Annotated in this window: 26 protein-coding genes, 3 pseudogenes and 1 other annotated feature; of the genes and pseudogenes, 21 read left to right on the top strand and 8 right to left on the bottom strand. The window is 31.9% G+C overall.

Features of this window, described 5'->3' with window-relative positions; genetic code table 11:
- Window positions 1-40 precede the first annotated feature (40 nt).
- Both J4P91_RS13810 and J4P91_RS13805 read left to right on the top strand, forming a co-directional pair.
- Window positions 41-148 carry a YjcZ family sporulation protein gene (locus J4P91_RS13810; protein WP_000007809.1) on the top strand — a complete coding sequence of 36 codons (108 nt, stop codon included), beginning with the start codon at window positions 41-43 and terminating at the stop codon, window positions 146-148.
- A 916-nt stretch (window positions 149-1,064) separates the two neighbouring features.
- Window positions 1,065-1,877: an alpha/beta fold hydrolase gene (locus J4P91_RS13805; RefSeq protein WP_207994591.1), complete on the top strand. Its 813-nt coding sequence runs from the start codon at window positions 1,065-1,067 to the stop codon at window positions 1,875-1,877.
- A gap of 181 nt (window positions 1,878-2,058) precedes the next feature.
- On the opposite strand, the gene J4P91_RS13800 is transcribed toward J4P91_RS13805, so the two are convergent.
- A complete protein-coding gene (locus J4P91_RS13800; RefSeq protein WP_207994590.1) occupies window positions 2,059-3,315 on the bottom strand; it encodes a sensor histidine kinase in 1,257 nt (418 codons plus the stop codon).
- Window positions 3,316-3,421: 106 nt separating this feature from the next.
- Window positions 3,422-4,303 (bottom strand): protein kinase family protein, encoded by an 882-nt coding sequence (locus J4P91_RS13795; RefSeq protein WP_207994589.1) that lies wholly within the window; start codon window positions 4,301-4,303, stop codon window positions 3,422-3,424.
- Between the two features lie 129 nt (window positions 4,304-4,432).
- Between J4P91_RS13795 and J4P91_RS13790 the strand changes: the two genes are divergently transcribed.
- Complete coding sequence (locus J4P91_RS13790; RefSeq protein ID WP_207994588.1) at window positions 4,433-4,960, top strand: GrpB family protein; 528 nt, start codon at window positions 4,433-4,435, stop codon at window positions 4,958-4,960.
- Window positions 4,961-5,130: 170 nt separating this feature from the next.
- Here J4P91_RS13790 and J4P91_RS13785 read toward each other — a convergent pair whose 3' ends face one another.
- Both J4P91_RS13785 and J4P91_RS13780 read right to left on the bottom strand, forming a co-directional pair.
- Window positions 5,131-5,454, bottom strand: coding sequence for a hypothetical protein (locus J4P91_RS13785; RefSeq protein WP_207994587.1), 324 nt, complete (start codon window positions 5,452-5,454; stop codon window positions 5,131-5,133).
- A 365-nt stretch (window positions 5,455-5,819) separates the two neighbouring features.
- Window positions 5,820-5,975, bottom strand: coding sequence for a hypothetical protein (locus J4P91_RS13780; RefSeq protein ID WP_207994586.1), 156 nt, complete (start codon window positions 5,973-5,975; stop codon window positions 5,820-5,822).
- A 281-nt stretch (window positions 5,976-6,256) separates the two neighbouring features.
- On the opposite strand from J4P91_RS13780, the gene J4P91_RS29420 reads away from it, so the two are divergent.
- Together J4P91_RS29420 and speD are read left to right on the top strand one after the other, a co-directional pair.
- Window positions 6,257-6,382 carry a hypothetical protein gene (locus tag J4P91_RS29420; protein ID WP_279538613.1) on the top strand — a complete coding sequence of 42 codons (126 nt, stop codon included), beginning with the start codon at window positions 6,257-6,259 and terminating at the stop codon, window positions 6,380-6,382.
- A 378-nt stretch (window positions 6,383-6,760) separates the two neighbouring features.
- The gene (speD, locus tag J4P91_RS13775; protein ID WP_017149394.1) at window positions 6,761-7,606 is read left to right on the top strand and encodes an adenosylmethionine decarboxylase; all 846 of its coding nucleotides are present in this window, start codon (window positions 6,761-6,763) and stop codon (window positions 7,604-7,606) included.
- Between the two features lie 217 nt (window positions 7,607-7,823).
- Here speD and J4P91_RS13770 read toward each other — a convergent pair whose 3' ends face one another.
- The gene (locus tag J4P91_RS13770; RefSeq protein ID WP_207994585.1) at window positions 7,824-8,261 is read right to left on the bottom strand and encodes a cell wall hydrolase; all 438 of its coding nucleotides are present in this window, start codon (window positions 8,259-8,261) and stop codon (window positions 7,824-7,826) included.
- A 259-nt stretch (window positions 8,262-8,520) separates the two neighbouring features.
- Between J4P91_RS13770 and J4P91_RS13765 the strand changes: the two genes are divergently transcribed.
- From J4P91_RS13765 to J4P91_RS13725, 9 genes and pseudogenes are all read left to right on the top strand, one after another.
- Window positions 8,521-9,117, top strand: coding sequence for a TetR/AcrR family transcriptional regulator (locus tag J4P91_RS13765; RefSeq protein WP_207994584.1), 597 nt, complete (start codon window positions 8,521-8,523; stop codon window positions 9,115-9,117).
- 60 nt (window positions 9,118-9,177) lie between these two features.
- Window positions 9,178-9,498 (top strand): GDSL-type esterase/lipase family protein, encoded by a 321-nt coding sequence (locus tag J4P91_RS13760; protein WP_207994583.1) that lies wholly within the window; start codon window positions 9,178-9,180, stop codon window positions 9,496-9,498.
- Between the two features lie 86 nt (window positions 9,499-9,584).
- Window positions 9,585-9,863, top strand: a complete 279-nt coding sequence (locus J4P91_RS13755) for a hypothetical protein (protein ID WP_207994582.1) — start codon at window positions 9,585-9,587, stop codon at window positions 9,861-9,863.
- A gap of 101 nt (window positions 9,864-9,964) precedes the next feature.
- Window positions 9,965-10,786: pseudogene (locus tag J4P91_RS13750) on the top strand (SDR family NAD(P)-dependent oxidoreductase).
- Between the two features lie 64 nt (window positions 10,787-10,850).
- Window positions 10,851-11,107, top strand: a binding site (T-box leader).
- 82 nt (window positions 11,108-11,189) lie between these two features.
- Window positions 11,190-12,434 carry an MFS transporter gene (locus J4P91_RS13745; RefSeq protein ID WP_207994581.1) on the top strand — a complete coding sequence of 415 codons (1,245 nt, stop codon included), beginning with the start codon at window positions 11,190-11,192 and terminating at the stop codon, window positions 12,432-12,434.
- Between the two features lie 74 nt (window positions 12,435-12,508).
- On the top strand, window positions 12,509-13,543 hold the full coding sequence (locus tag J4P91_RS13740; protein ID WP_207994580.1) for a serine hydrolase domain-containing protein: 1,035 nt from the start codon (window positions 12,509-12,511) through the stop codon (window positions 13,541-13,543).
- 504 nt (window positions 13,544-14,047) lie between these two features.
- A complete protein-coding gene (locus tag J4P91_RS13735; RefSeq protein ID WP_207994579.1) occupies window positions 14,048-14,785 on the top strand; it encodes a YrrS family protein in 738 nt (245 codons plus the stop codon).
- 201 nt (window positions 14,786-14,986) lie between these two features.
- Window positions 14,987-15,442, top strand: a pseudogene (locus J4P91_RS13730) (DUF1453 domain-containing protein).
- 80 nt (window positions 15,443-15,522) lie between these two features.
- Window positions 15,523-16,029, top strand: coding sequence for a DUF3189 family protein (locus tag J4P91_RS13725; RefSeq protein WP_017149402.1), 507 nt, complete (start codon window positions 15,523-15,525; stop codon window positions 16,027-16,029).
- A gap of 34 nt (window positions 16,030-16,063) precedes the next feature.
- On the opposite strand, the gene J4P91_RS13720 is transcribed toward J4P91_RS13725, so the two are convergent.
- Complete coding sequence (locus tag J4P91_RS13720) at window positions 16,064-16,774, bottom strand: hypothetical protein (RefSeq protein WP_193352104.1); 711 nt, start codon at window positions 16,772-16,774, stop codon at window positions 16,064-16,066.
- A gap of 566 nt (window positions 16,775-17,340) precedes the next feature.
- On the opposite strand from J4P91_RS13720, the gene J4P91_RS13715 reads away from it, so the two are divergent.
- The 3 genes from J4P91_RS13715 to mle all read left to right on the top strand — a co-directional run bounded on the left by J4P91_RS13715 (window position 17,341) and on the right by mle (window position 20,787).
- Complete coding sequence (locus J4P91_RS13715; RefSeq protein WP_207994578.1) at window positions 17,341-18,546, top strand: MFS transporter; 1,206 nt, start codon at window positions 17,341-17,343, stop codon at window positions 18,544-18,546.
- Window positions 18,547-18,748: 202 nt separating this feature from the next.
- Window positions 18,749-19,645 (top strand): glycerophosphodiester phosphodiesterase, encoded by an 897-nt coding sequence (locus J4P91_RS13710; RefSeq protein WP_207994577.1) that lies wholly within the window; start codon window positions 18,749-18,751, stop codon window positions 19,643-19,645.
- Between the two features lie 287 nt (window positions 19,646-19,932).
- A complete protein-coding gene (gene mle / locus J4P91_RS13705; protein ID WP_207994576.1) occupies window positions 19,933-20,787 on the top strand; it encodes an alpha/beta fold macrolide esterase in 855 nt (284 codons plus the stop codon).
- 186 nt (window positions 20,788-20,973) lie between these two features.
- Here mle and J4P91_RS13700 read toward each other — a convergent pair whose 3' ends face one another.
- On the bottom strand, window positions 20,974-21,441 hold the full coding sequence (locus J4P91_RS13700; protein WP_207994575.1) for a DUF2306 domain-containing protein: 468 nt from the start codon (window positions 21,439-21,441) through the stop codon (window positions 20,974-20,976).
- 145 nt (window positions 21,442-21,586) lie between these two features.
- Between J4P91_RS13700 and J4P91_RS29725 the strand changes: the two are divergent.
- From J4P91_RS29725 to J4P91_RS13685, 3 genes and pseudogenes are all read left to right on the top strand, one after another.
- Window positions 21,587-21,661 (top strand): annotated as a pseudogene (locus J4P91_RS29725) (DUF4269 domain-containing protein); the annotation flags it as partial.
- Between the two features lie 54 nt (window positions 21,662-21,715).
- Window positions 21,716-22,240: a GrpB family protein gene (locus J4P91_RS13690; protein WP_207994574.1), complete on the top strand. Its 525-nt coding sequence runs from the start codon at window positions 21,716-21,718 to the stop codon at window positions 22,238-22,240.
- A 23-nt stretch (window positions 22,241-22,263) separates the two neighbouring features.
- Complete coding sequence (locus J4P91_RS13685; protein ID WP_017149408.1) at window positions 22,264-22,455, top strand: hypothetical protein; 192 nt, start codon at window positions 22,264-22,266, stop codon at window positions 22,453-22,455.
- Between the two features lie 68 nt (window positions 22,456-22,523).
- Here J4P91_RS13685 and pdxR read toward each other — a convergent pair whose 3' ends face one another.
- Window positions 22,524-23,969, bottom strand: a complete 1,446-nt coding sequence (pdxR, locus tag J4P91_RS13680) for a MocR-like pyridoxine biosynthesis transcription factor PdxR (protein WP_017149409.1) — start codon at window positions 23,967-23,969, stop codon at window positions 22,524-22,526.
- Window positions 23,970-24,123: 154 nt separating this feature from the next.
- Between pdxR and J4P91_RS13675 the strand changes: the two genes are divergently transcribed.
- A complete protein-coding gene (locus J4P91_RS13675) occupies window positions 24,124-25,035 on the top strand; it encodes a DMT family transporter (RefSeq protein ID WP_207994573.1) in 912 nt (303 codons plus the stop codon).
- Window positions 25,036-25,075 lie beyond the last annotated feature (40 nt).

Below are 25,075 nucleotides of genomic sequence, written 5' to 3'. Positions count from 1 at the left end.
TTAATTATCCATTAGCTTTATACTAAAAGGAGGAGAAAATATGAGTTTCGGTGGTTCTTGTGGTTTTGGAGGAAGCTTTGCGTTATTAGTTGTGTTATTTATTTTATTAATTATTGTTGGATGCAGCTGCTGGGGCGGAGGGTATTAAAACACATACGATTTTTTAATCATTCGTCACAGAATCATGTAATCAGAAAAACTATTAAAGATACTTTTTTTAGTATTAATACGAGATTCAACATGAAAAAGGAGCTATCATGCTCCTTTTTTCAATAGAAAGTTTCTAGAGTTTTGAATTATTTTTGTGTACCGGTGATTGATTCTAATTGAGTTTTACAAATAAAAAACTTAATGAATAAATACGTGAAGAGTGGTACAGCTATGATTTAAATCAAAATGTTACCGAAATGACAAAGTTTAATTTCACATGATTTATGTTGCAATATTTTATAGGAATTTATGATGCTAATCCTTTTTGATTCTTTTTCCTAAAAACCCTAAGTCTACTTGTAAGGCTCACTCATTACAAAGAACAACATGTACAGATTAATAAAGATTTTAAATTCATTTACATAATGTTTATTTAATCAATGAGATGAAGTTACAGTAGATGAGATTAAAAATGATGATATTCATTTTCTATGTAATTTATGGAACAAAATCCATCGTAATTTATTCTAAATAGTTGCCAGAATAGAAAAAAAGAAGTACCACATAATAACAAAAGTGAGTGAAAAGACACATCGTCAAGTGTACTGTAAGAGGTGATTTATAGCACAACATTTAAAACAACAAACCATCTGTTTTTCTATCTAAATAAAAAGATAAAAAAACTTAAGGAGCAACTAAATTTATTTTTTAAAAACGAAAATCAGCTTCAACGTTATCAAGAACGTATAACAGAATATCATCACCAGCTTATGGCTAACAAATTATAAAGGAATTAATAATAAAAGGAGAATGTTCATGTACTAAAATTAATTTTTTATATGCGTCATTTTTTTAGAGCTACTTTTTTGAAAAAGAGTCGGGAATGATTACAGATTGTTGAGGTGATTATATACATGCCAATGTTAGATGTGGACGGTAGTAGTTTGTATTATATCGTTAAGGGAAAAGGGGTTCCTATTGTTTTTATTCATCCTCCTGTACTTACTTGTATGAATTTTGAGTACCAAATAGAGGAATTATCCCGAAATTTCAAGGTGATTGCTTTTGATATTAGAGGACACGGAAGGAGTCAGTATTCAAAACAACCGATAACCTATCGGCTGATTGCTGAAGACATTAGATGTTTGTTGGATCATTTGGAGATTAATAAAGCATTTTTATGCGGATATTCGACTGGAAGCTCTGTCGCATTAGAATTTTTGCTGGCTTTTTCTGAAAGAGCATTAGGGGGTATTCTAATCGGGGGAATGTCAGAAGTGAGGGATGGATATTTAAAGAATAAGATTTCACTTGGCGTGAAACTTGCAAAAGCGGGTGCAGTTTCATTTTTAGCATTGTCTATTTCATGGGGCAATTCAAATACACATAAATTGTTCAGAAAGATGTTTAAAGAAGCACGAAAAGGGAATGCCAAAAATATAGAGCAGTATTATCGTTATAGTTTGCATTATAATTGTACGAATCAGCTTAGAAATATTCAGCTTCCGGTTTTGTTGGTTTATGGTAAGAAAGATAAAGTATTTTATAGTCATGCGAAATTACTGCATGGAGAATTGCCATGTAATGAATTAAAATTTATTGATAACGTAAAGCATCAAATTCCTACAAAGGCAGCGAAGCACTTAAATGAAATGATTCAGCAGTTTGCTTTTATCCATACTGAGATGAATAAGAAAGAGACTTTTTCTTTACCCATAAAAAGGTAAATTTATTTCGAAGTTACATACATCTATTGTGTCAGAAATTCAATGGGAAGGGAGCTATCATGCTCCTTTTTATACTTAACATTTCAAATTTTTTTGTACAGGTGATTGTTTCGGATTGAGTTTTTTATAGAAAAAATAAAAAGGAGCATAGAAGCTCCTTTTTAATCAAGATGTTATTTTATTAAGCAATCTCATTATTTTGTGGAAATGTAATCGTTAAAGTGGTTCCTTTATTAACGATACTCTTTATATTTAAAGTGCCATTCATCGTTTCAATGATTTTTACTGCAACCATAGTACCTAAACCTGTTCCTTTTGTTTTTGTACTAAAATATGGTTCGCCAAATCGATGTATTTGCTCTTGTGTCATACCAATTCCGCTATCTTTAATGACAATAGTGACTTTGTTTTCAAAAATAGATGACTCGACACTTAGTTTTCCACCATTTGGCATCGCTTCAATGCTATTCTTTATTAAGTTTAAAAAGCATTGCTGGAAATGTTGTGTATTCCCGGTAATGGAACCTGTCACTAATTCCTCAGAAATATTTATAGAATTCATATTACATAATGGCATCATCATACTTATTACTCTTTTTAATTCTTGATCTATTACAATGGTATCAAGTTTTTGTGATGCAGGTTTAGCAAATGTTAAGTAGTCATCAATGATAACCTGAGCGCGGTTTAGCTCTCCAAGAATATGTTCAATATATTGTTCTCGCGACTCTTGTGATAAATCTGGAGTTTTCAGGAGCTGAGTAAATCCTTTTACTACAGTAAGAGGATTTCTCACTTCATGTGAAATACTCGCAGCAAGTTGACTCACAATCTCCATCTTCTCCATTTTTACTAATTTAGATCTCATAAGAACTGCATCTCGTAAAATTTCGTTCATGTATACAACAAATAGCATGACAATTGGAGGCAGTAGAATAAAATAAATAATATATGATTTTGTAACTGGAAAATCTGATAAAATCACAACGATAAAGGTTGTAATTAAGGCCAGTATAAAAGGTAAAGTCATAGACATTATAAGCTTTTTCTTTCTATTTAATTGATTAAATTTAGAAGAAGAAAAGGCAGTGAAAATAAGCATTGTAATATAAACAATAACCGTTAAAAAGTTCACACCATAAAAAATAAATCGAATCAATAACATAATAGTTAATAAGGCAATCCCAACTGGTAAACCACCATAAAGCGTACCAATTAAAAAAGGGATCTGTCTTAAGTCATGAACGCAATTTTCATCGATGTATATAGGGTATTTCATGCATAAAATCAGTGGTACACTGGTACATATAATAATAAGAATCTTTTTGTATTTTTTTAAAAACATTCCGTTATTATATATAAAATAAAAAACAAAGACGCTACTTAAAATGTAAAGCAAATTATTTAATACGTTTTGGTTGATGTATACAAAATTCATCTAACACGCCTCATTATTGTAGTTTTCAGTACTATAAGTTATTATACAGAAAAAATGTAACTTCTTCATGTATTATTATTTTACTAAAATGAAGAGGGCGTTACTTTTAAATGATCATTTTGTTACGAGCAGATTTCCATGCTATGTAAAATTCCTCCACCGAAGCATAACGCTGATTTCTATTTTTTTCTACCGCACGAGATACTACGTCATACAGTTCTTTTCCTGCTTCCCATTTAGTGCAAGAGCGATCACGCTCTCCTCCTAAGAGTGCAAAAGCGATTGCTCCCATATTAAATACATTCGTTTTCCCATCAATTACTGCGCCTAATTCGAATTCCTCTGGTGACATAAATCGTGATGACCCCCAAAGTCTTCCCATTGTATTGATATAAGGTTTCTTTTTATATAAGTCGATATCACAAATTTTCATTCTATTTGTTTCAAAATCATATAAAATGCTCCCGTCATAAAAATCAATTGCTACATAATTTTTTCTTTCAACATGAACATGGAAAGAAAAAATATGATCTAGTGAAATAAGACGTTCTTCAACTGATAACTGTTTATAGCGATAAAATGGGGAATCTGGATTACTATATTTCGCTGGTGGTGGAAATGACCAATGTGAATGAAGGCATTCCCCGTTAAACCAATTAAAGATTGCCACATAGCCATTCTGTACTTGAAAATGATCTACTAATTCAACTAAATGGTTATGTTTTAAGTTTTCATAAAGTAACACGGCTTGTTTTAAATTCGCAATTGCATCAACTGGAACTCCTGTATACTCCATTGTCTTTGCCCCAGCAAATTTAACAAAACTTTTCTTTCCGTCCTTTTCAATACCAAAGCAAATATTTCCTGAATCTTGTTGATCAAAAACTGCAAATACTTTACCAAGATTTACAAGCCAACTGAAGTCTTGTTGTTCTTTTAATTGAAAAGTGACGTCATCTAAATGAATTGTAATAGGAATTTCGTTCATTTTACACCTCTTATTTTGTATAATCAGATTAAACATTAATATATTCGAGGGAAATAATGAAAGTCCTGTTTCGATTAGTTAAAAAAGATTGCTTATAAAATTAGATACTGAGTATGAAAGGAGAAAAAGATGGATAAAGAAATTATCATTGAACCATATAATTCAAATTGGCATACGGAATTTATGAAAGAGAAAGAAAAATTTATCACATTACTAAAAAAGGAAATTTTAGCGATTGAACATATTGGAAGTACGTCAATAGAAGGTTTAGGTGCAAAGCCACTTATAGATATGATGATAGGTGTAGAAAATTTAAATGTAGTTAATCAGTGGATAGACCCACTTCAAACAATAGGATATGAATATGTATTTCATAAAGAATTCCCAAATAGGCGTTTTTTTAGAAAAGGGAAGTGGAGAGCGGGTACGCATCATTTACACGTCTATATGTATGAAAGTGAGGAATGGAATAATAACCTGCTATTTCGTGAGTTTCTGAGAAAGAATGAGTGGGCTCGTGCAGAATATAGACAAGTAAAGCAGGATCTCGCTGCGAAATATCCATTTGATCGAGTTGCGTATACAAAAGGAAAATCTCCATATATTGAAAAAATCATTTCAATAGCACAAGGGAATTTAGATGAAAGCACTAATTAAGTATAGTCTCTTCTCGTATTTAATGAAATGATACATTTTATCGAGTGACTTGATAACTGTATAGGAATATAGCTGATGTATTAATATGTTGTTCAAAATCTTATCTCTAAGTAAGAGATTCCCGTGAACACGTTAGTTAGCAGGAATCTCTACTTCCAAATGGGGATAGTTCAAGGGTTTGTATACCTCATCCATCCACTCTCCGATCGTTTCGCTTTATACTTACCGTAAGACAAAAGTTTCATTGCTGAACGAGTAGCTGCGTGAAAAACTAAACTTATCTTCCATTCTTCCTCCATTTCATTAGGATAGGACGTGGACTCGTAAACATAATAGGCAGCCATGATGCACGGGATTACTTGCTCCGGCTCAAATTCATATGCAGCTACATCATCAATAATTAAATCAATGATGCAGTGGTTCCCATCTTTAACTTTTTTCTGGAGTAACGTTTTTACCGCTTCTGGTACTAATTCTAATACCTCGTCTTTCATAACAATCACCTCATTCTTTATGATGTCCAAACAGCTTTAAAAAAATATGAACGTCTTGTATCAAATTGGGTGAAATTTGAATCTTAATTTCGCAGGTTGAATAGAAGCTTAAACATAACGTGTAAGCTTCTTGAATTCATTTTATTACTGTTTCTAGTAATAATAATCGCTTCTTCCATCAGTAATGGATACTCGAGCAGTAACCGCCGATGGAAGAGGGGAATGATCATACAGAATCAGAGGTAACAAGAATTCTTGATGGGCCACCGAAAAGAGAATGTCACTTACTTGTTATTTATTAGTAAATGATATCAGTGAAAATTATTAAAAATGAAAAAAGCCCTGAAAAAAATCCAGGGCTTTTTTCATTTTTTCTTCGGTCTTTCAGCACGAAGAACAGCGTCATTCGTTGGTGTGTTAGGTACAAAATTGCCATGGTTGTCGATGCTGTGCGCTTCTTTATCGTATTGTCCGTTAGCATTACGCTTCTTTGTTGTAAACGGGTTTTGATTGTGTCCCATGATTGTCACCTCCAATAAGCATAGTATGCGCCAACAAGAACGTGTTTTGTCAAAAAGAAAGTTCACAAAAAGTGGAAAAATGGTTGTAAACATCATCGATTCATAGTGCATTAGACTAAAAAGATTAAAACGATGAACAAAACATACACTTTTTGTATCCCTTAAAGAAATGAATAAATTTTTTTATAGAATAATATGAGACTACACTTACGAAGTAATCTGTATTAAATAGTTCCTTTTGTACAAAATAGGTACGAATCTTAATAAGAGGAGGATAATTTATGACTAATCGAAATGATAATCGAAAACGCAAAAACAAATATCCGAATAACCTAAAAAGCGATACTGAATTCTCAAAAGATGTAAACATTAGAAGTGGAGTAACCAAAAAAGATTTAAATAAATAATGTTTAAATTGAGAATATAATTGAGAGTAATTATAGAAATTGACACAGTATTTAATTAGTCTTGAGCATAGAGAAAAAGAAAAGATGTGCAAGCTGACGTGAGCTTGTACATCTTTTCTTTTTTGATTAACCTAGTCAGAAGGGTTTCTTGATTCAAACTCTACACCATTGCTATTTCAAATTTCATTTACCGTATTTTTACAATAAAAATAAATTGTGTATTTATTCCACATGATTACCATCAGTGAATTAGAAATAACTACTATATTGCAAACGATTCTAATTCAAAAGAGTATGCATGAAAAAGTTGTAGTATGGAATTATATTGCATAAAGGGTTTATAAAACATTATTGAACAGAAGAATGGGGAATCTTATCATGAAACTAACACCAGAACAACGGATTCAATTACATGGATTTAATAACCTCACAAAATCATTAAGTTTTAACATGTATGATATTTGCTATACAAAAACAAAAGAAGAACGAGAAGCTTATATAGAATACATAGATGAACAATATAATGCAGACAGACTAACCAAGATTTTGAAAAATGTCTCGGACATTATAGGAGCACATGTACTAAATATTGCTAAACAAGACTATGTACCACAAGGGGCAAGCGTAACTATATTAGTATCAGAAGGCCCGGTGGTAGAAGTGCCGACGGAATCATTCACTGAATCTCCTGGACCTCTTCCTGATTCAGTTGTCATGCAGTTAGATAAAAGTCATATAACGGTTCATACCTATCCTGAATATCATCCAGATGAGGGGATCAGCACTTTTAGAGCAGATATTGATGTAGCTACATGCGGTGAAATCTCACCTCTTAAGGCATTAAATTATCTTATCCATTCATTTGATACAGATATTATGACAATCGATTACCGTGTTCGGGGATTTACAAGAGATATAACAGGTAACAAATTATTTATTGATCACGAAATAAGTTCCATCCAAAATTACATTCCAAATAACGTGAAAAATCTCTATGATATGATTGATGTTAATGTCTATCAAGAGCATATCTTTCATACAAAATGTAAACTAAAAGAATTTGACTTAAACAATTATCTATTTGGATATACACAAGAAAAATTATCCGTAAAAGAACAAGAGGAAATTACAAAAAAATTAAAAACAGAAATGGATGAAATTTTTTACGGGAAAAACATGAATCATGGATTAATTGAAGAGGATTTGGACGATAATTCTTTTTGAGGAACTACAAATAATTCATAAGCAGATTTAGCGATTGATTAGAGAAATGCCAATAGAAAAAGCCTTGCTAGTACATGAAACATAGCGAAGGCTTTTTCTATTGGCTAACTTTTGAAAGAAAAGATGAATGTAAAAAATGTTTTAAAGGTATATCCATTTTCATTTACATAATTTTCGTTATTCGTAGTAAATCTTTGAAACTCTAAAATATAAACACTTATTTTCCAGCATATACTTTGGGACAATCAGAACTCGTTGGTTGATAGAAACAATGTTCTTTGTATTGTCCTGCTAATGTCTGGTTCCACCAAACAGGCGGACAATTTCCTACGGGATTAAAAAACCAAAGAGAATTGGTTGCGGGATGCCCTCTCCAATATTCCAAGCATTTTCTCGCCAACTCTTTGTCAATTTCTCTTGCACGTTGATAAAAATATCCTTTTGTCACAGCTTCGAATGAATAACTTCCGCCTTGTTGTTGGTACACCATTTGTTGGATATTTGTAATTCCTTTAAAGTCTAAACAATCGCACATTACTCTGTTCACACCGACATTTCCAACATCCAACATTCCTTGCTGTCCTTCTCCTTCTGCTTCTGCTCTCATTAGACGAGCTAACAAGTCCACATCACTTTCTGTATATGCAATTCTCATTTCTGTCCCTCCATTCTCTTTACAAATATATGTAAAGAGAATTAAAAACACGAATTTAAAGTTCACGCAAATAGGGAATTTCACGCACCGTATTTGTAAGAGAATAAAATAATTTAAACCAATAAGCCAATATAAATATCTATTTTCCGTAAATACCACATTTTTTATTCTAATAGTTGCTACATAAAAAAAGGTTGCATAAACTATAATTAGAACAGCCGTTCAATTATTAATAAATTTAATCGAAAGGAGAAAACCGTTGAATAAAAGGCGTTATGACAGTGAACAAGCAAAACAAGTAATAGCTGAAAAAGCAACCGAATTATTTTCTATAAAGGGCTATGCAAAAACTTCTGTGGAAGATATTGCGAAGGCCTCTGGTTATAGTAAAGGACATATTTATTATCATTATCAAAATAAAGAGAACTTATTTATATATTTGGCGCAAAAGGGTATGCAGCAATGGGATGAGAAATGGCAAACAACAACAAAGAAATATCACACAGCAACAGAAAAGTTATATGGAATGGCTAGACACGTCCTTTATAATTATAAAACCCCTTTATTAAAAGCTGGGCAAGAACTTGCATCAGATCCTACCACCAATCCTACTACAGTACAGAAACTGTACGAATTAGCAATTACTCCCATACAAGCATATCAACATATTTTAGAAGAAGGCATTAGAAATGATGAATTTAAAATAGATGACATTGAAAAAACAAGTATTCTATTAGGATCATGGCTAGGAGGTTTATGCCAATTTATATACACAGTTGAAACTGAAAAATTAAAACATTTATTTGAAGAAGCCATCACTATATTTTTGTTATCTATTTCTAAAAAGAATTCTTAATTCATTCTCGTCTTTTATTTCGATTTCATAAAAGAAATATGAATCATGGAGGAGAAAGAAATGAAAATAGCGTTATTTGGAGACAGCTTAACTGAGGGAAGACCAGGCATTTCCTTTTACAAAATATTAAAAGATCAATTTCCAAACGATACGTTTTATAACTTAGGAAAACCTGGAGAAACAGTGACAAGTTTATATAATCGAATCAAACAGTCTAAAGATGATGACTTATTCGATATTTCTTTTCTTTGGATAGGAGTAAATGATATTTACGCCAAAATATTAGGTATAAAGTTGCAACCAGTGGTATCCAACCAAGAAAAGTTTACTGAACAATATCAAAAAGTTCTTGAAAAGATTCTTAATAGGTCAAAAAAGTAGTTGTAGTATCCCCTACCATAATTGGAGAAAAATTAGACAATGAATGGAACAAAAAAACATATGAACTAGGAAAAATTATTTGTTTATTGTCTCAACAATATCAAAACGTATATTATCTTGATTTACACAAAGAATTTACAGAAACACTTGCAAATTGGAATAGCTCTGAATATGTTACAACAAAACCAATTAGAGTAATTTTAGATGTGTTGTTATTAAGAAAACAAAAACGGATTGAAGATATATCGAAAAGGCGTGGACTACATTTAACATTAGATGGTGTACATCTAAATAGTAATGGAGCGGCACTTGTTGCGAATCAGTATACACATATGATCCAAAAGCTAATGCATAAAGAGAATTAAGTTTTATACTTTTATTTTTCGTTAAATTAGAACAATCGTTCAATTTTTAAATTCAAAACAGTAAACCGCTTGCATTATTACAATGTCAGGAGGGTTCTATGTTGAAAGAACAGAAAGTGGCAATTGTAAACGGTGGAGCTTCTGGGATTGGTCGGGCTTTATGTATAGCATTAGCAAATAAAGATATATTTGTGATTGTTGCTGATATAAATGAAATAGAAGGAGAGGAAGTAGCGAATCTAATTAAAAATAACGGAAAGAACGCAAGGTTTGCTTTCTTAAATGTAACAAAAGCAGTTGATATTGAAACACTTGTATCAGAAATTTTTCATGAGTTTGGAAGAATTGATTATATGTTTAACAATGCAGGGATTGCCATGTACGGAGAGGTGCTTGATATGTCACTAGAGGATTAGCAAAAAATTATAGAAATCAATCTTCTTGGCGTAATTTATGGTATTCAGGCTGCATATTCACTTATGAAAAAGCAAGGGTTTGGCTATATCATAAACACAGCTTCAGCAACAGGATTAGGACCTGCTCCACTCTGTGCTGCGTATGCAACAACTAAACATGCAATTGTCGGCTTAACAACATCATTACATTATGAAGCGGAAACGTATGGTATTAAGGTGAGTGTATTATGTCCAACCTTTTTGGATACTCCCATATTCCAAAAAGCAGAAGCAATTAACATGGATAGGGCACTCATTATGGAACAATTAAAAGTGAATAAGCCAATAACAGCAGAGAAGTTTGTAAAAATTACCCTTAAAGGTATAGAGCGAAATCAATTGATTATTTGTCCAATGCCTTTAAGAAAAATAATGGATATATGTTTTACACTCTTTCCGTTTCTTCATAAAAAGCTAATGCGATTTGTTTGTCGTATTGCTCGAAAAGCAAAAATGAAAACGGAATAAATAATTTGATTATTTTTACTTTTCGATTTACAATATCAAGCACCTGTGATAATATGTTAAAAAATTACATGCGATGAAGAGAAGAGTAAATAAAGTGCATTCTTCACAGAGAGCTCCGTTAGCTGAAAAGGAGCAAGAATTTTTTATTGAACCAAGCCTCTGAGCATCGCACCGGAACCTTAAAGATGGGGGTGGTGTGACGGGAGCTCCCGTTATAGAGCTAAGGTATAAGCATTTTTGAAATGTCGTACCTGATAAGATTAATATGGTGACATATTAATAAACTGGGGTGGCACCGCGATGATAAATCTCGCCCCCAAGACTTTAACGTCTTGGGGGTGGGATTTTTTTATTGGACAAAATGAGAATAGCTAAAAAAATTTATTAGAAGGGAGATAATAAAATGAAAAAAGTATTAGAATCATGGAAATATCCAGCGCTTTTATTGTTTGGGATCGGCATTGCAAATCTTGGTGCATGGATCTATTTACTCACACTGAATATTGTTGTTTATAACATGAGAGGTTCACCTTTAGCTGTAGCTACACTATATGTCATCAGACCATTAGCTACTTTATTTACGAATGCTTGGGCAGGAAGTATGATAGATCGTCTAAATAAGCGTAAATTAATGATTCACCTTGACATATATCGTGCATTATTCATCGCTGTTTTACCATTGCTTTCATCTATTTGGCCCATTTATGTGATAGTTTTCTTTATCAGTATGGCTAGCGCAATATATGAGCCAACAGCTATGACATATATGACAAAATTAATTCCACCAGAGAAAAGACAACGTTTTAATTCACTTCGTAGCTTAATAAACTCCGGAGCATTTCTAATCGGACCAGCAATAGCAGGAGTACTTTTGATGATTAGTACACCAGGATTTGCTTTATATATAGATGCTATTGCATTGTTTGTATCAGGAATGATTACATTACTTATGCCGAATCTAGAAAAAGAAGCCTTTTCAGATACATCCAATAACAAACTATCTCTTACATTATTGAAAAAAGATTGGAGTACAGTTTTACATTTTAGTAGACAATATGTATATATCGTATTAATTTACTTTTTATTTAATGGAATGATGGTACTCGTCACAGCAATGGATTCACTTGAATTATCTTTTTCTAAAGAAATTCTTTTGTTATCAGATAGTCAGTATGGATTTCTAGTAAGTATTGCTGGGGCTGGCTTTATTGCTGGAGCCCTAGTAAACACCATTTTTACAAAGAAATTAGCTACTTCATTTTTAATTGGTATAGGGTCATTATTCATCTCAGTTGGATATATGGTTTATGCTTTCTCAAATCATTTTTTAATGGCAGCTATCGGTTTCTTTATCCTATCCTTTTCTATGGCCTTTGCAAATACAGGATTTTATACATTTTATCAAAACAATGTACCTGTAAATATGATGGGGAGAGTGGGGAGTATGTATGAATTGCTTATAGCAATCCTCTCCATTCTTATAACCATTGTTTTTGGCATTGCTACAAAATTCATTTCCATTCAAGTGATAGTGATTGCTGGTGCATTTATAATGCTATTCATAACGATTGTTTTAAGTGTATTAAATTTATTACCATCAAAGACAAAATTTTATTCGTCTCATCCATTAAGTTTTAAAGAAATTTGAAATAGAGAGGGAGTTATCGTTTAAATATTGAAGGTATTAAGGAAAAAAATCACTTAAAAACGAGGAATGATATCATGCTAAAAATGAAGAAGGAAATTGATAAGGCTATAAAAGAAATCACTGACAAGGTAGAGTTTTCAGGGGTTGTATTAATGAAAGATGAGAATGAGGTGGTCCTTGAATCAGCATTTGGGTATGCGAATAGATCGGAAAAGCTACTTAATACGATTCAAACAAGATTTGGAATCGCTTCAGGATCTAAATTGTTCACTGCTATTGGAATTTGTCAACTGGTTGAAAAAGGTATGTTAACCTTTGATACAAAATTGATAGATTGTTTAGATATACATTTTCCTAATTTCGATAAAGATATAACGATACATCATCTTTTAACGCATAGCTCTGGAATCCCAGATTATTTTGATGAGAGTGTTATGGAGAATTTTGAAGATCTTTGGAAGGAAACACCGATGTATTTATTGAAGAGTCTACATGATTTTTTACCTTTATTTCAAGAAGATAAAATGATGTTCACACCTGGGGAAAGGTTTCATTATAATAATGCAGGTTTTATCTTATTAGGATTAATTATTGAAAAGCAAACAGGTCTTGATTTCACTGAGTATATTAGTAGAAATATATTTCATGCGATTGGTATGAAATATTCAGGATATTATTCTTTGGATAAATTACCAATCAATACAGCCCTTGGGTATATAGAAGATAAGAAAAATCAAAGTTGGAGAACCAATGTATATTCTATCCCTATGAAAGGTGGGGCTGATGGCGGGGCATTTATCACAGCACGAAATATGATGGGATTTTGGGAGGCGCTGTTTAATCACAACCTATTGAGTAAAAAATATACCGATATCCTATTAACTCCTCATATACTTGTAGCAGATAATCATTTTTATGGATATGGGGTATGGATAGAAAAAAGAAATCAAGATATCTTTAAATATCATGTGATGGGATATGACCCTGGAGTTAGTTTTCGTTCAGCAGTCTATCCTAATTTGAAAATTAAATTGGTTATTCCGTCAAATAGAGGATTTGGACCAGAGCAAATGATGAAAAGGTTAGAAAAAATTTTTAACATGTTATAGCTATTTAGGGTAGATTTTATGGAAGTTCGATCATACAGACTAGAAGCTAATAAATATTGGCTAGTTAGTATTCATCTAAATTCTCTAAGGTTTGAATGCTTCTGTATCAGGAAATTTGAAATATAAATCATAGAAATATAAAAAGACGTGCGAATCTAAAAGTACGCCTTTTTATATTCGGTTTTTTAAATGTTTTTATAAGAATAGTTGCGTAGTTGAGCAATTTAACACTTGTAATAAAAATAATAGAAATTTTCTCGTTTAAAATTAATTTTATTATTGATATTCTGAATATTAAAATGTAATATAGAAAAGCATGTGTATTAAAATGATTATTTTAGATAAAAGAAATGTATCTAATTGATTAGGGGCAAGGTTTTAACGATTATACATATGAATCTTAAAGTTTATCTAAATGTAAAATATGAAAATAAACTAACTAGAGTTTAAAATGATCAACAATGCATACAGTTTCACTGTAAAAGTTATATGGAGGTTTCAGGAATGGAAAATGAAAGTAGGTTTCAAGAAAAACAACAAATTCGTCGACAGCGCGGTTTTGTGAATATTGGATTAAGTTTAGTGTTATTGACTGTTAGCATGATATCTTATCAATTATTTTTCACTACTCAAACAAAAGGAAAAGAGCATTCAGAAGAGAAAAAAGCAGCCCAAATAGCATCTAAAGAGGAGAAAAACAATAAATTAGATGATCGAGAAACAAAACAATCAGAAGAAGAATTATCAAAAGAACAAGAAAACAAAGAGATTGAAAAACAAAAATTAATAGAGCAGCAAAATCAAGAGAAAGAAAGTTCAAAAATACAGGAACAAGAAAAACAGCGTAATGAAAATCAAGTAAAAAAACAAGAAGAACAAAATAATAATAAAATAGAAGAGCAGAAGGCTAATGAAGATGTAATAAATAAAAATCAACCTGAAAAAAATGCGGATCAAACAGAACAAAATAAGCAATGGAAGCCAATTGGTACAGAGCAAGGGACAAAACCTGCCATGCAATTTAAAGAGGGAACGACGGATTGGAATGAGATGAAAAAAGCAATTTCCTATGCTGTTGATGTTCCTGAATCACAACTCATTTATGATTTTATCGGAAATAATGGAACGAATAAAGCTTACGGTAATGTGCGAGATAAGCAAAGCAATAAAAAATATAAAGTATATATTGATTGGGTAGAAAATAAGGGGTGGAAACCAGTATCTGTTCAGGCTGTGAAATAACTATAACGAACTATATTCTACTGTTTGTTTATCAATAAATTATATCTAGTAAAACACTATTCTTTTTATTAAATCAAAAGAATAGTGTTTTTTCTGTTCAGTTTTTCTTTTAAAATGTAATAAATGTTTAATGTTTTTGTGTATCCAACAAAAAACAATGAATATAATTTTTATTATTATAGTATGGAATTGGAGGATAATATGGAGATTATTCTCATTATTTTTATCGTAATTTTAATACAAAGAAAAGAATGGAAAGTAAAAAAAAATCGACTTTGGTTCGTTCCAGCTTTACTTCTATACGTTACGAGTCAATCGATTATGAATATGAAATCGATCACTTTATGGGAAAGTGTAATCTTTCTTTCCAATTTCTCAATTGGTTTAGGTATCGGTGTTATAAGGGGAAGAGTATTAACCTTTCGATTAGATAGTGAAACAGGAAATGTGTTACGAAAAGGAACTTGGCTAAGCGCTATTATTTTATTGTCTATTTTAATTGCAAAACTTTTTATTAAGTAAAGTGTGTTTTCTAATAGTACACAGTATACATTAAACGTACTAACAAATACTTTTTTATGTATGACACTTGGTACCGCTATTAGTAGAAGCTATTATATATGGAGGAAATATCGAGAATTAACAAATGAGATATAAAAATATATCATTCCATGATTAGTAAATATTAAAATGGAGATACTAATATACATTGAATGCATATGACAAGGGATGATATGATGATTTATATATATACTGACTTTGGCGGAACACATACAACTTCACTTGCAGCAGCATACCATTTAAATAAACTTCCAACCAATCGAAGGCTGACTAAAGAAGAAATTTTAAATGTGGACTATTTTAATAAACTCAAAACTTCCGATATGGGAAAAATCATTTTTCGCGGGCGAGATGAAGAAGGAAATCCGGTTTACACAGTAGGGCACGGGACATGCAAGATAGTTGTTCCAGCTATGAAAAATTTAGGGGAGATTCTTCAACATCAATATCAAAACAATGAAAAAATCATTTTTTCAAATACATCACCAACAGTTCCGCTTCCTATGACGTTAGGGGGATTGTTTTCAAGAAGGTTGCATATTGATTTTATTGGTGTTCCATTACTTGTATGGGGAGCGAAATTGTGTTGTGATAATATACAACGACTTGTTAGTTATACAAAAGAGGCTGGAAGAATGACTAACGATTATGTTGTTATTTTAGATAATGAGACTTTCAAATAAAAAATGCAGGATTGCAATATATCCTGCATTTTTTCTATATCAACTCGACTTTTTTTCGAATGACAATCTTATCAATCTCGTCTTCTTCATCACCAATATATAAGCCACGTTCTTTTAAATATGTTTCAAAATATAAATCTGCTTCTGCACGTTCATCATAAGGTTTTACAGATAAAACAAACCCTAATTTATTTTGTTCCTCTAAATGCGAAGTAGAGATATAAGCCGGAGTATTATGACGTAAAAAAAGCTCCTTAACAGGAATTATCATATCCTTCATTAGTTTTGATAGCATGCTCATTTCAAAATCAAAGTTAAATCGTTCAATACTAGATAGATCAGCAAATACAACCCCGATAAAGCCGGTATTAAATACTTCTTGAAATTCGGCGTCTTGATTGTCGTAAAAATTTTTTTCGATTAAGTAGTTTTTAAAATAAGCAACACCATCAGCTTGTTCGAAAGGCTTTGTTGAAAGAACAAAGCCGATTTTTTTTTGTTTATGTAAATACACACAAGACATATGTGCAGATATATTATGCTCTTTAAATAAAGAACTTGTTGCTCCTGCAAGACCATCTAATACATGATGGACAATTTGTAACTTTTTACGGGCGAAATAATAGGATTTTTTTTGTAGTTCCAATGTATCAATAAACACAGAACCGATAAAGCCTGTATTTGAGATAGTAGGTGTATGCTTTTTTCTTCCTCTGCGCTTGTTTTGAGCCATTGTAAAAATCATCCCTTCAAGTACGATTGAAATAAAAAAAGAACGTTTGTTCGTATATTTATATTTTACTATTTAATCGCTATAAAGTAAAGGGATTTTAACCAAAAAACAATAAAAAAGACACCTTTTAAAAGGTGTCTTTAACGTGATAGGGAAGAGGTTTCAACCCACTTTATTTGTAATTTATATTATGAAACAGAGACAAGTTCTTCTGCATCGTCTACATCTAAATGACAATCCATTGTACGTACATCTTGATCTTCATGACTTCCGAAATAAATAGTAATTTTCATATGTATCGCTCCTTTATTCTAGGAATACCTAAAATAATTACTAGTAATGTTACTGCCTATTATATACCACTTTTTCCATTTCGACAATCTTATCCAGTTTATAATTTCATTTTGTAAATATTAAGAATTTTTGTTACGATACTCTTAATTAAATGTAAGGAGGAATTAGCATGTTAGAAACTTTAAAAACATTCTCAAATGAAGGAAGAGGAGTGAAAGGCATTTAAGCTAACTTAACACTCCTGCTTCCGCAAAGAATATAAAAATTGGAAAGTAGGAGAACGTTTGAATAAGTATACGCTGGCAAATCATAATATTTCTATTTTATTTTGGGTCCATTTTTTTGGAACAATTAGCTTTTTACAAGCCGTTATGACATTGTTTTATGTAGAAAGAGGATTAACTCCTTCAAATATTTTCATTATATTAATGTGCTGGAGTGGAGCGGTTCTAATTGGAGAAGTACCAGCAGGCGTTTTTGCAGATCGTTTCGGTTTAAAACTCTCTTTTATAACAGGTGCTTGCATAAAGATTATAAGTATTTCTATTTTGTTCTTTGCCGATAATATATGGCTATTTTGTTTATATAGCTTATTAAATGGTTTATCAGTCACTTTCTTCTCAGGTGCTGATGAAGCTTTAATATATGAATCTTTAAAAGAAACAAATGAAGAACATCTTATGGATAAAGCTATGGGCAAAATTCAATCAGCGAGCTTTATTTCAATGTTGATTGCCGTGATTTTTGGATCTTATTTTGCTAAAGATTTAAAGGAAGAGCAATTTCTAATTTTAATTACACTTGGATTGCTATTCCATTTCGTTGAATTGATTTTACTTCTATTCATAAAAAATCCGGCGGCGGGATTTGAATATAATGAGTCGTCGTATTCACAAGTGGTTGAAGGAATAAAAGTTATTCAAAAAGCACCACAATTACTCATCATGTTCTTAAATATATCACTTGTATTTATTCCAGCAAGTGCTGTTTTTGACAACTATGATCAACTACTTTTAAAAAATGCAGGAGTTCCCGTTTTTGCTATTGGTATATTGTATGCAGTTGCTGCAATAGGCGGATATTTTGCATCCATTTCTATAGGATGGTTAACCCAAAAATTCTCTCGTATATTTTTATTGAATTTTTCAGGCGCATTAGCTGTCGGAGGTTTACTATTAGCAGCGTGCTTTGGAAATACGTTATGGATCGTCTTAGGTGCATTTATTATATTACGATTTGTAAGAGCAATAAGATATCCGATTTATTCACAGCTGAGTAATGATATAATTCCATCACATGTACGCGCAACAACAATTTCATTGTTATCAGTACTTGATTCTGTGCTGGATTTAATTATTTTTGGTACGTTATCTTTACTTGCTGTATACGGATTACCTGTTATGTTTATTGGATGTGCTATAATTGCACTAATAGGTTTTTGCTTACCAATTAAAGGTATAAGGGAAGTACCTAAAAATATTGAATTGTAAATCGTATTAAATAGACCATCCTTTAAGGTATATTCAAACCTTAAAGGATGGTTATTTTTTATCAAAACATTAGCTATGCAATTATCCATTATATAGACTGCATACTTTTGTTACAAAACCTTAATAACATATTTATACGCACTTAAATTTTACCGTGTAATATATATAAATAGAGTACAAAACTAGGAGTTAAAATATTACTATGAAAAAAGCATTTTTTACTACGACCATTTGCTTCTTGATAGGAATAAGCATCGCCATTCTACAGCAAATAAATGAAAAAAAGTATACAAAAGCTAAGAATCAATCAAGTAACGTAATAACTATTTCTCATAGAGGAGCATCCGCATATGCTCCAGAACATACAATACCAGCCTACAAATTAGGCCAACAATTAAAAGGGGATTATATAGAAATAGATCTTCAAATGACAAAAGATGGGCACTTAATTGCTATGCATGATGAAACATTAAATCGAACAACAAATGGATTAGGACTTGTTAAAGATCATACATTAGAAGAAATAAAAAGACTTGATGCTGGTAGCTTTTTTAATAAAAAATATCCTAATTTAGCAAAAGGAGAATTTAAGGACGTAAAAGTACCAACACTTGAAGAAGTTATTCAAACGTTTGGACATGATGCTCGTTATTATATCGAGACAAAATCACCAGAGGACTATCCCGGAATGGAAGAAAAACTGTTAGAAACACTTAATCGATACCAATTAAGTGATCCGACCATTGTAAAAGAAAAGGTAATTATACAGTCATTTAGTAAAGAAAGCTTAGAAAAAATTCATAGTCTAAATTCTAGTATTCCTCTGGTACAACTATTAACGTATAAAAAAGCAGCAGGACTGACAAATACAGAATTAGAAGATTATAAAAGTTACTGCATCGGTTTAGGAATGAATTATAAAGCACTTGATGCTGAAGTTATTCAAAAGATACATAATCAAGGGTTAAAAGTTCATCCATTTACAGTGGATAAAGAGGAAGATATGGAAAAATTAATTGGATGGGGTGTAAATGGCATGTTTACAAATTATCCGGATCGTTTACAGTATGTAATTTCAAGATTTTATAAAAAATATTAATAAAAATGCCATATTAAAATTATAATATGGCATTTTTATTTCAGTTTTGTTCCTCAATAATGGAATAGATTAACATAAATTCAAAAAATATATTATAATAAATAGTGGGCTAAAACCCCTTATTCATTTCTTATAAGGAGAGTGCTTATCATGATTATTAAGTTCATTCGTTTCCGTTAATTTAAGGTACATTACATTTATACTCATTCATTTTTTTAGTGAATTTTGGGTTGTTTGGGTGTACCTTTTTTAAAATGACCAAATTCGAATGAAATGAGGAATGAATCATGAATGAAAAGATAAATAAAATTAATGGAATTGATATATGCACAGAGAGTTTTGGAAACCCCAATCATCCAGCGATTTTACTGATTATGGGCGCAATGTGTTCAATGGTTTACTGGGATGAAGAATTCTGCCAAAGGTTAGCCGATAAAGGGTTATATGTTATTCGATACGATCATCGTGATGTTGGCCGTTCTGTTACCTACGAGCCAGGAAGTTCTCAGTATACTGTGGTAGACATGGCGGATGATGCTGTTGGAGTGCTCGATGCATACGATATTAATCAAGCACATATTGTTGGCATGTCTTTGGGAGGTATGATTTCTCAAATTATCGCAGTAAGGCACCCTCAAAGAGTTCTAACGATGACTTTGATTGCATCAAGTATTTATGGGTCTGATGAGAACAATCGAAATTTACCTCCAATGGATGAAAAAATTCTTGCTTATCATGCGAATGGAAGTAATTTGGATTGGACAGATAACGAATCTGTTGTGAATTATTTAGTTAGAGGATCAGCATTACTATGTGGGCTAAAGCATAAATTTGATGAACAAAGAGTTACGAACCAGGTAACAAAAGAAGTAAAACGAGCAAATAATCTACTCAGTATGTTTAATCATGCACTGCTTAAAGGTGATGATTACTATGAGGGGAAATTAAAAGAAATAAATATACCTGCGCTAGTTATTCATGGCACAGAAGATACGGTACTTCCGTATGAGCATGCTTTGGCTCTTGTTAATGAAATTCCTAATGCATCGTTACTACCACTAGAGGGAACCGGTCATGAAATTCATTTCGACGATTGGGCTAATATGATTAACGCTATATTGGAACACACTTCAAGAGTATAAGCATTATAAAATCAATACAGACAATCTAAGAAAGTTTGCTACTTTTTTAGATTGTCTATTCAAAACCAACACAAAATAAAAAAAGAACCCAGATAATATCTGGATTCTTTTTTACTTCACTTTACTCATCCATTTTTATTGAATAATCAATAGCGATTCTACTTTTTCAGAGATTAATAATGCTTTTTACTCGTTTGTATGTTTCTTATATTTTTTTACTACATTTATTATAAGTGGGGCACCGATCAATGTAGGTAAAAACCAAAACCATAGTTTAGGAAGTAAATTTAAAATCGGTATAGAATTCCCTATGTTCACTAGAAGAGCTGTTACAGCACCTATATATGAACCTAGCATACCTCTAATGTGATGGTGAATCCAATTTTTCCAGCGTGTCTTTCTCGCAAGGTAGCCATAAATAGCAAATGAGTAAGAAAAAAGTGCGACATAAAACAAATAAGCAATCTCATTCCAATGCAAAATAGATAATATAACTGCAGTAATGAATACTACAACATAAGATGCGTGGTAAATTTCACCCCATTCTGTATGAGTTCCTTTTCTCTTTTTTGCAGATATTGCGATCGCTCCTGAAATTAAACAAATTGTTCCAAATAAAATATGAATTATTAAAAGTATGTGAAAGATATCCAATAAATTTCCTCCTTTGTCATTTTAATATTTTTGATTTAAAATATAGCCTTGATTCGACTTAATATATTGAAATTAAGGTGTTTCTAGAACATCTTCTACCTATAATAATTTTCATCATATTTTGTTAGCTGATTTAATTTAAAATATACATTTAAAAGAACGAGGTATAAAAACAGAACCTGCTTTTGAAAAAGTTCTAGGGATTGATGGAGATCCGTATGAACAACTTATTTTATTAGAAAAAAATGAAATTACGGTAAGGAGGCAGACGATAATGGCTGAAAAAACAAGAATAATAGAAATTATGCCTTATAACCCTGAATGGAAAACGGATTATAAGAAAATTAAAAAGATGATTGAAGGTTATATCGGTGATTTAATTTTACGAATTGAACATGTAGGGAGCACTTCTATTGAAGGTTTAGCAGCGAAACCGATTATTGATATTGATGTAATTATAGATAGTTACGATATTTTACCAGTCATCATACAACGATTAGAAAAAGAAGGCTATCAACATCAAGGGAATCTAGGAGTTGAAGGACGTGAAGCTTTCCAAAGAACCTATAAAGATGATTTCATGAAGTATCACCTTTATGTTTGTCCAAAGGATGGGAAAGGTTATTTAGAACATATCGCGTTACGGGATTATTTATCAGCTAACGAGGCTGCACGAAAAGAATATGAAGAACTGAAATATCGATTGGTGGAAAATTATCGATATGATATTGATGGTTATTGTGAGGGGAAAACAGATTTTATAAGGAAAATTTTAAATAAAACACTTTACAGTGAATAAGGGGTACGGAAACGATTCGCAGATTGAGAATTCGGTTTGTTGACTTAGCAGGTACTAAAATTATAGAAAATAGAAAGCCAATTGATTCCTTAACTGAAACAGTTCAAGCTGGAAAGCATGTTAAAAGAAAAGATGCATTCAGTGTAACTGGAAATGCTCTATATGAAATTTATTATACTGATTTTACATCTGGAACAAAGGCAAAATTAGTATAATATATTACTGATATGATAGTTCATATTTATAAATCAAAAGTCCTCTTCCAATAAAGAAGAGGACTTTTCTATGATTCCATTAACTCTCGAATCATTTTACTTAATTGGTAGATTCCTTTTGTAAGATCTTCTATAGGTGCATAGCCATACGATAGTCGAATATGCTGATCGGATTCTTCTTCATAAATACGCCCTGGGTTAAGAAGTATTCCGTTAGATACTGCTTTTGAAAATAGTTTTCTCATTGGAATTTTAGGTTGTATCTTTAGCCATATAAAAAATCCTCCGCTAGGAATAACCCACGTTGCGATGTCTTTACAATACATATTTAATGCTTGAATCATCACGTTTCTTCGCTCTTTTAACTGCAATCTCACAGATTCTACATGCCGCTCATATAACCCACTAGATAACCATTCCGCAGCAACTCTTTGTGATAAAGAACTAGAACCATAATCCGTTTGCATTTTTATATCTGATAATCGTTCAATTACAGGTTCAGGACCAATAATCCATCCGATCCTTAAACCTGGACTTAGCGTCTTTGATAAACTACCTATATGTAATACATGTCCATGTTTATCCATTGCTTTTAATGGGAGAGGAGATGGTTCATCAATCCATAACTCACGGTAAATATCATCTTCAATTATAGGGAGTTGTTCTTTCTCACATACTTTGATAAGTTCTTTCCGCCGAACTTCTGTCATTACAGTTCCTGTTGGGTTATGAAAACTAGGAATAGAATATAAAATAGTTTTCTCTCCAGTGTATTTATTTCGTCTAGATAAATTATTTGGTATAATCCCTTGATGGTCCATTGATACCCCTGATAAATGCATTCCTGCTGACTGGAATACATGAAGCGAATAGAGGTAAGAAGGTTGTTCAAGTAAAACTGTGGATCCCTTCTGTAGAAGACCAACAGATATCAACTGTAAAGCTTGTAAGGCTCCAGAGACAATTAATATTGAAGATGAAGAAACATGAATTCCAAATGATTTTACATAATTACTAATAGCTTCACGTAAAGGTAGAAACCCCTTTGGTTCTTCGTATCCGAAAACAGTAAGCTTTTTAGATACTTCTTGTATGACTAACTGCATTGTTTCTAATGGGAAAATATCAGAAGCAAGTTCGCCTTTACTAAGATGAATGAATTGTTTATTTGATTCGGCCTCATTAATTTCTTGAACCATTAATTTACTAGGTTTATGTAAACCTGCTTTCACATACTCGTTCCAATTAGGCGGGGGATCAGTTGCTAATAATGACCATGTATTATTCGTTACAATTGTCCCCATGCCCATTTGCCCTCTAATTAAGCCGTCTGCCATTAGTTCTTCTAATGCTGTAATCACCGTACTTCGATTTACATGAAACAACTTTGCTAGTTTTCGTTGGCTTGGGATTTTACTTCCAATGGGCCATTCACCGTTTGCAATTTTTTCTTTCATATAATCAATAATCTGTTGGTATTTTGGAAGATGTTTATCCCATTTGTTATTGTCCATGCTAAAAAACTCCCCTTATTCATCATAAAAGTACAAAGTGGTTGGTTTTTTCCATAAATAACTGGTTGAAGACATTGTATCAACTATTGAATATGATGGAAAGAAATAATTGGTAAAAGAAAATTGGTTGGCTTTTAAGAGAGGGAGGAAAGAAATGCAGAACAAAAAATGGGATTTTCGTATTTTATCTGCACACGGTCTTACTATTATTCTTTGGGGAACAGCCTTTCCAGTGATTCGTTTTGGACTTGAGGCATTTTCACCAGAACATCTAACATTATTGCGTTTGCTAATAGCTTCTTTTGTGTTACTTATCTTTGCAGTTATAAATAAAATGCGTTTACCAGAATTAAAAGACATACCCGCAATTTTCATATTAGGTGGCCTAGGGTTTACTGTATATCATCTCGCATTAAATTGTGGAGAAAAAAGTGTTGCTGCTGGACCAGCGAGTCTGATTATATCAGTTACTCCTATATTTACTGCAATTCTTGCACTTATATTTTTTGGTGAAAAATTAAGATTAAGTGGATGGATTGGCGGTGTAATTAGCATGATTGGAGTAGCCTTTTTATCATTAGGTGGTGGAGATCTACTACAATTAAATAGCGGAGTACTATTTATACTATTAGCAGCATTTTCAGAAAGTCTATTTTTTGTTTTCCAGAAATCATATTTGAAAAAATACGGATTTTTGGCATTTACAACCTATACAATCTGGGCTGGAACTTTATTTATGCTTATCTTTTTACAAGGAATCCATCAAGAAATAATAAAAGCCCCTATAGAAGCGACTCTTAGCGCTGTGTATTTAGGTCTTTTTCCAACTGTATTACCCTATATAGCATTAGCTTACATTACATCTCATTCAGGTGCTTCCGAAGCAACAAGTTCTCTTTATTTAACACCAGTGATTGCAGGTTTTGTAGCTTGGATTTGGTTAGGAGAAATACCAACTTTCATGGCCATAATCGGAGGGGGTATTACCATGCTTGGAGTTTTAATTACTCATATAAAATCTATAAATAATCGTGAAGAAAGAACTGAAAAAATCCAATCACTTTAAACAGGTTCTTACATTTTTTAGTCTTAATTTAAAAAGGGAA

It is taken from the genome of Bacillus sp. XF8 (assembly GCF_017498755.1).
Lineage (GTDB): Bacteria > Bacillota > Bacilli > Bacillales > Bacillaceae_G > Bacillus_A > Bacillus_A bingmayongensis.
Note: the sequence above shows the minus strand (reverse complement) of the source record. Positions and strands in the feature narration are given on the sequence as shown.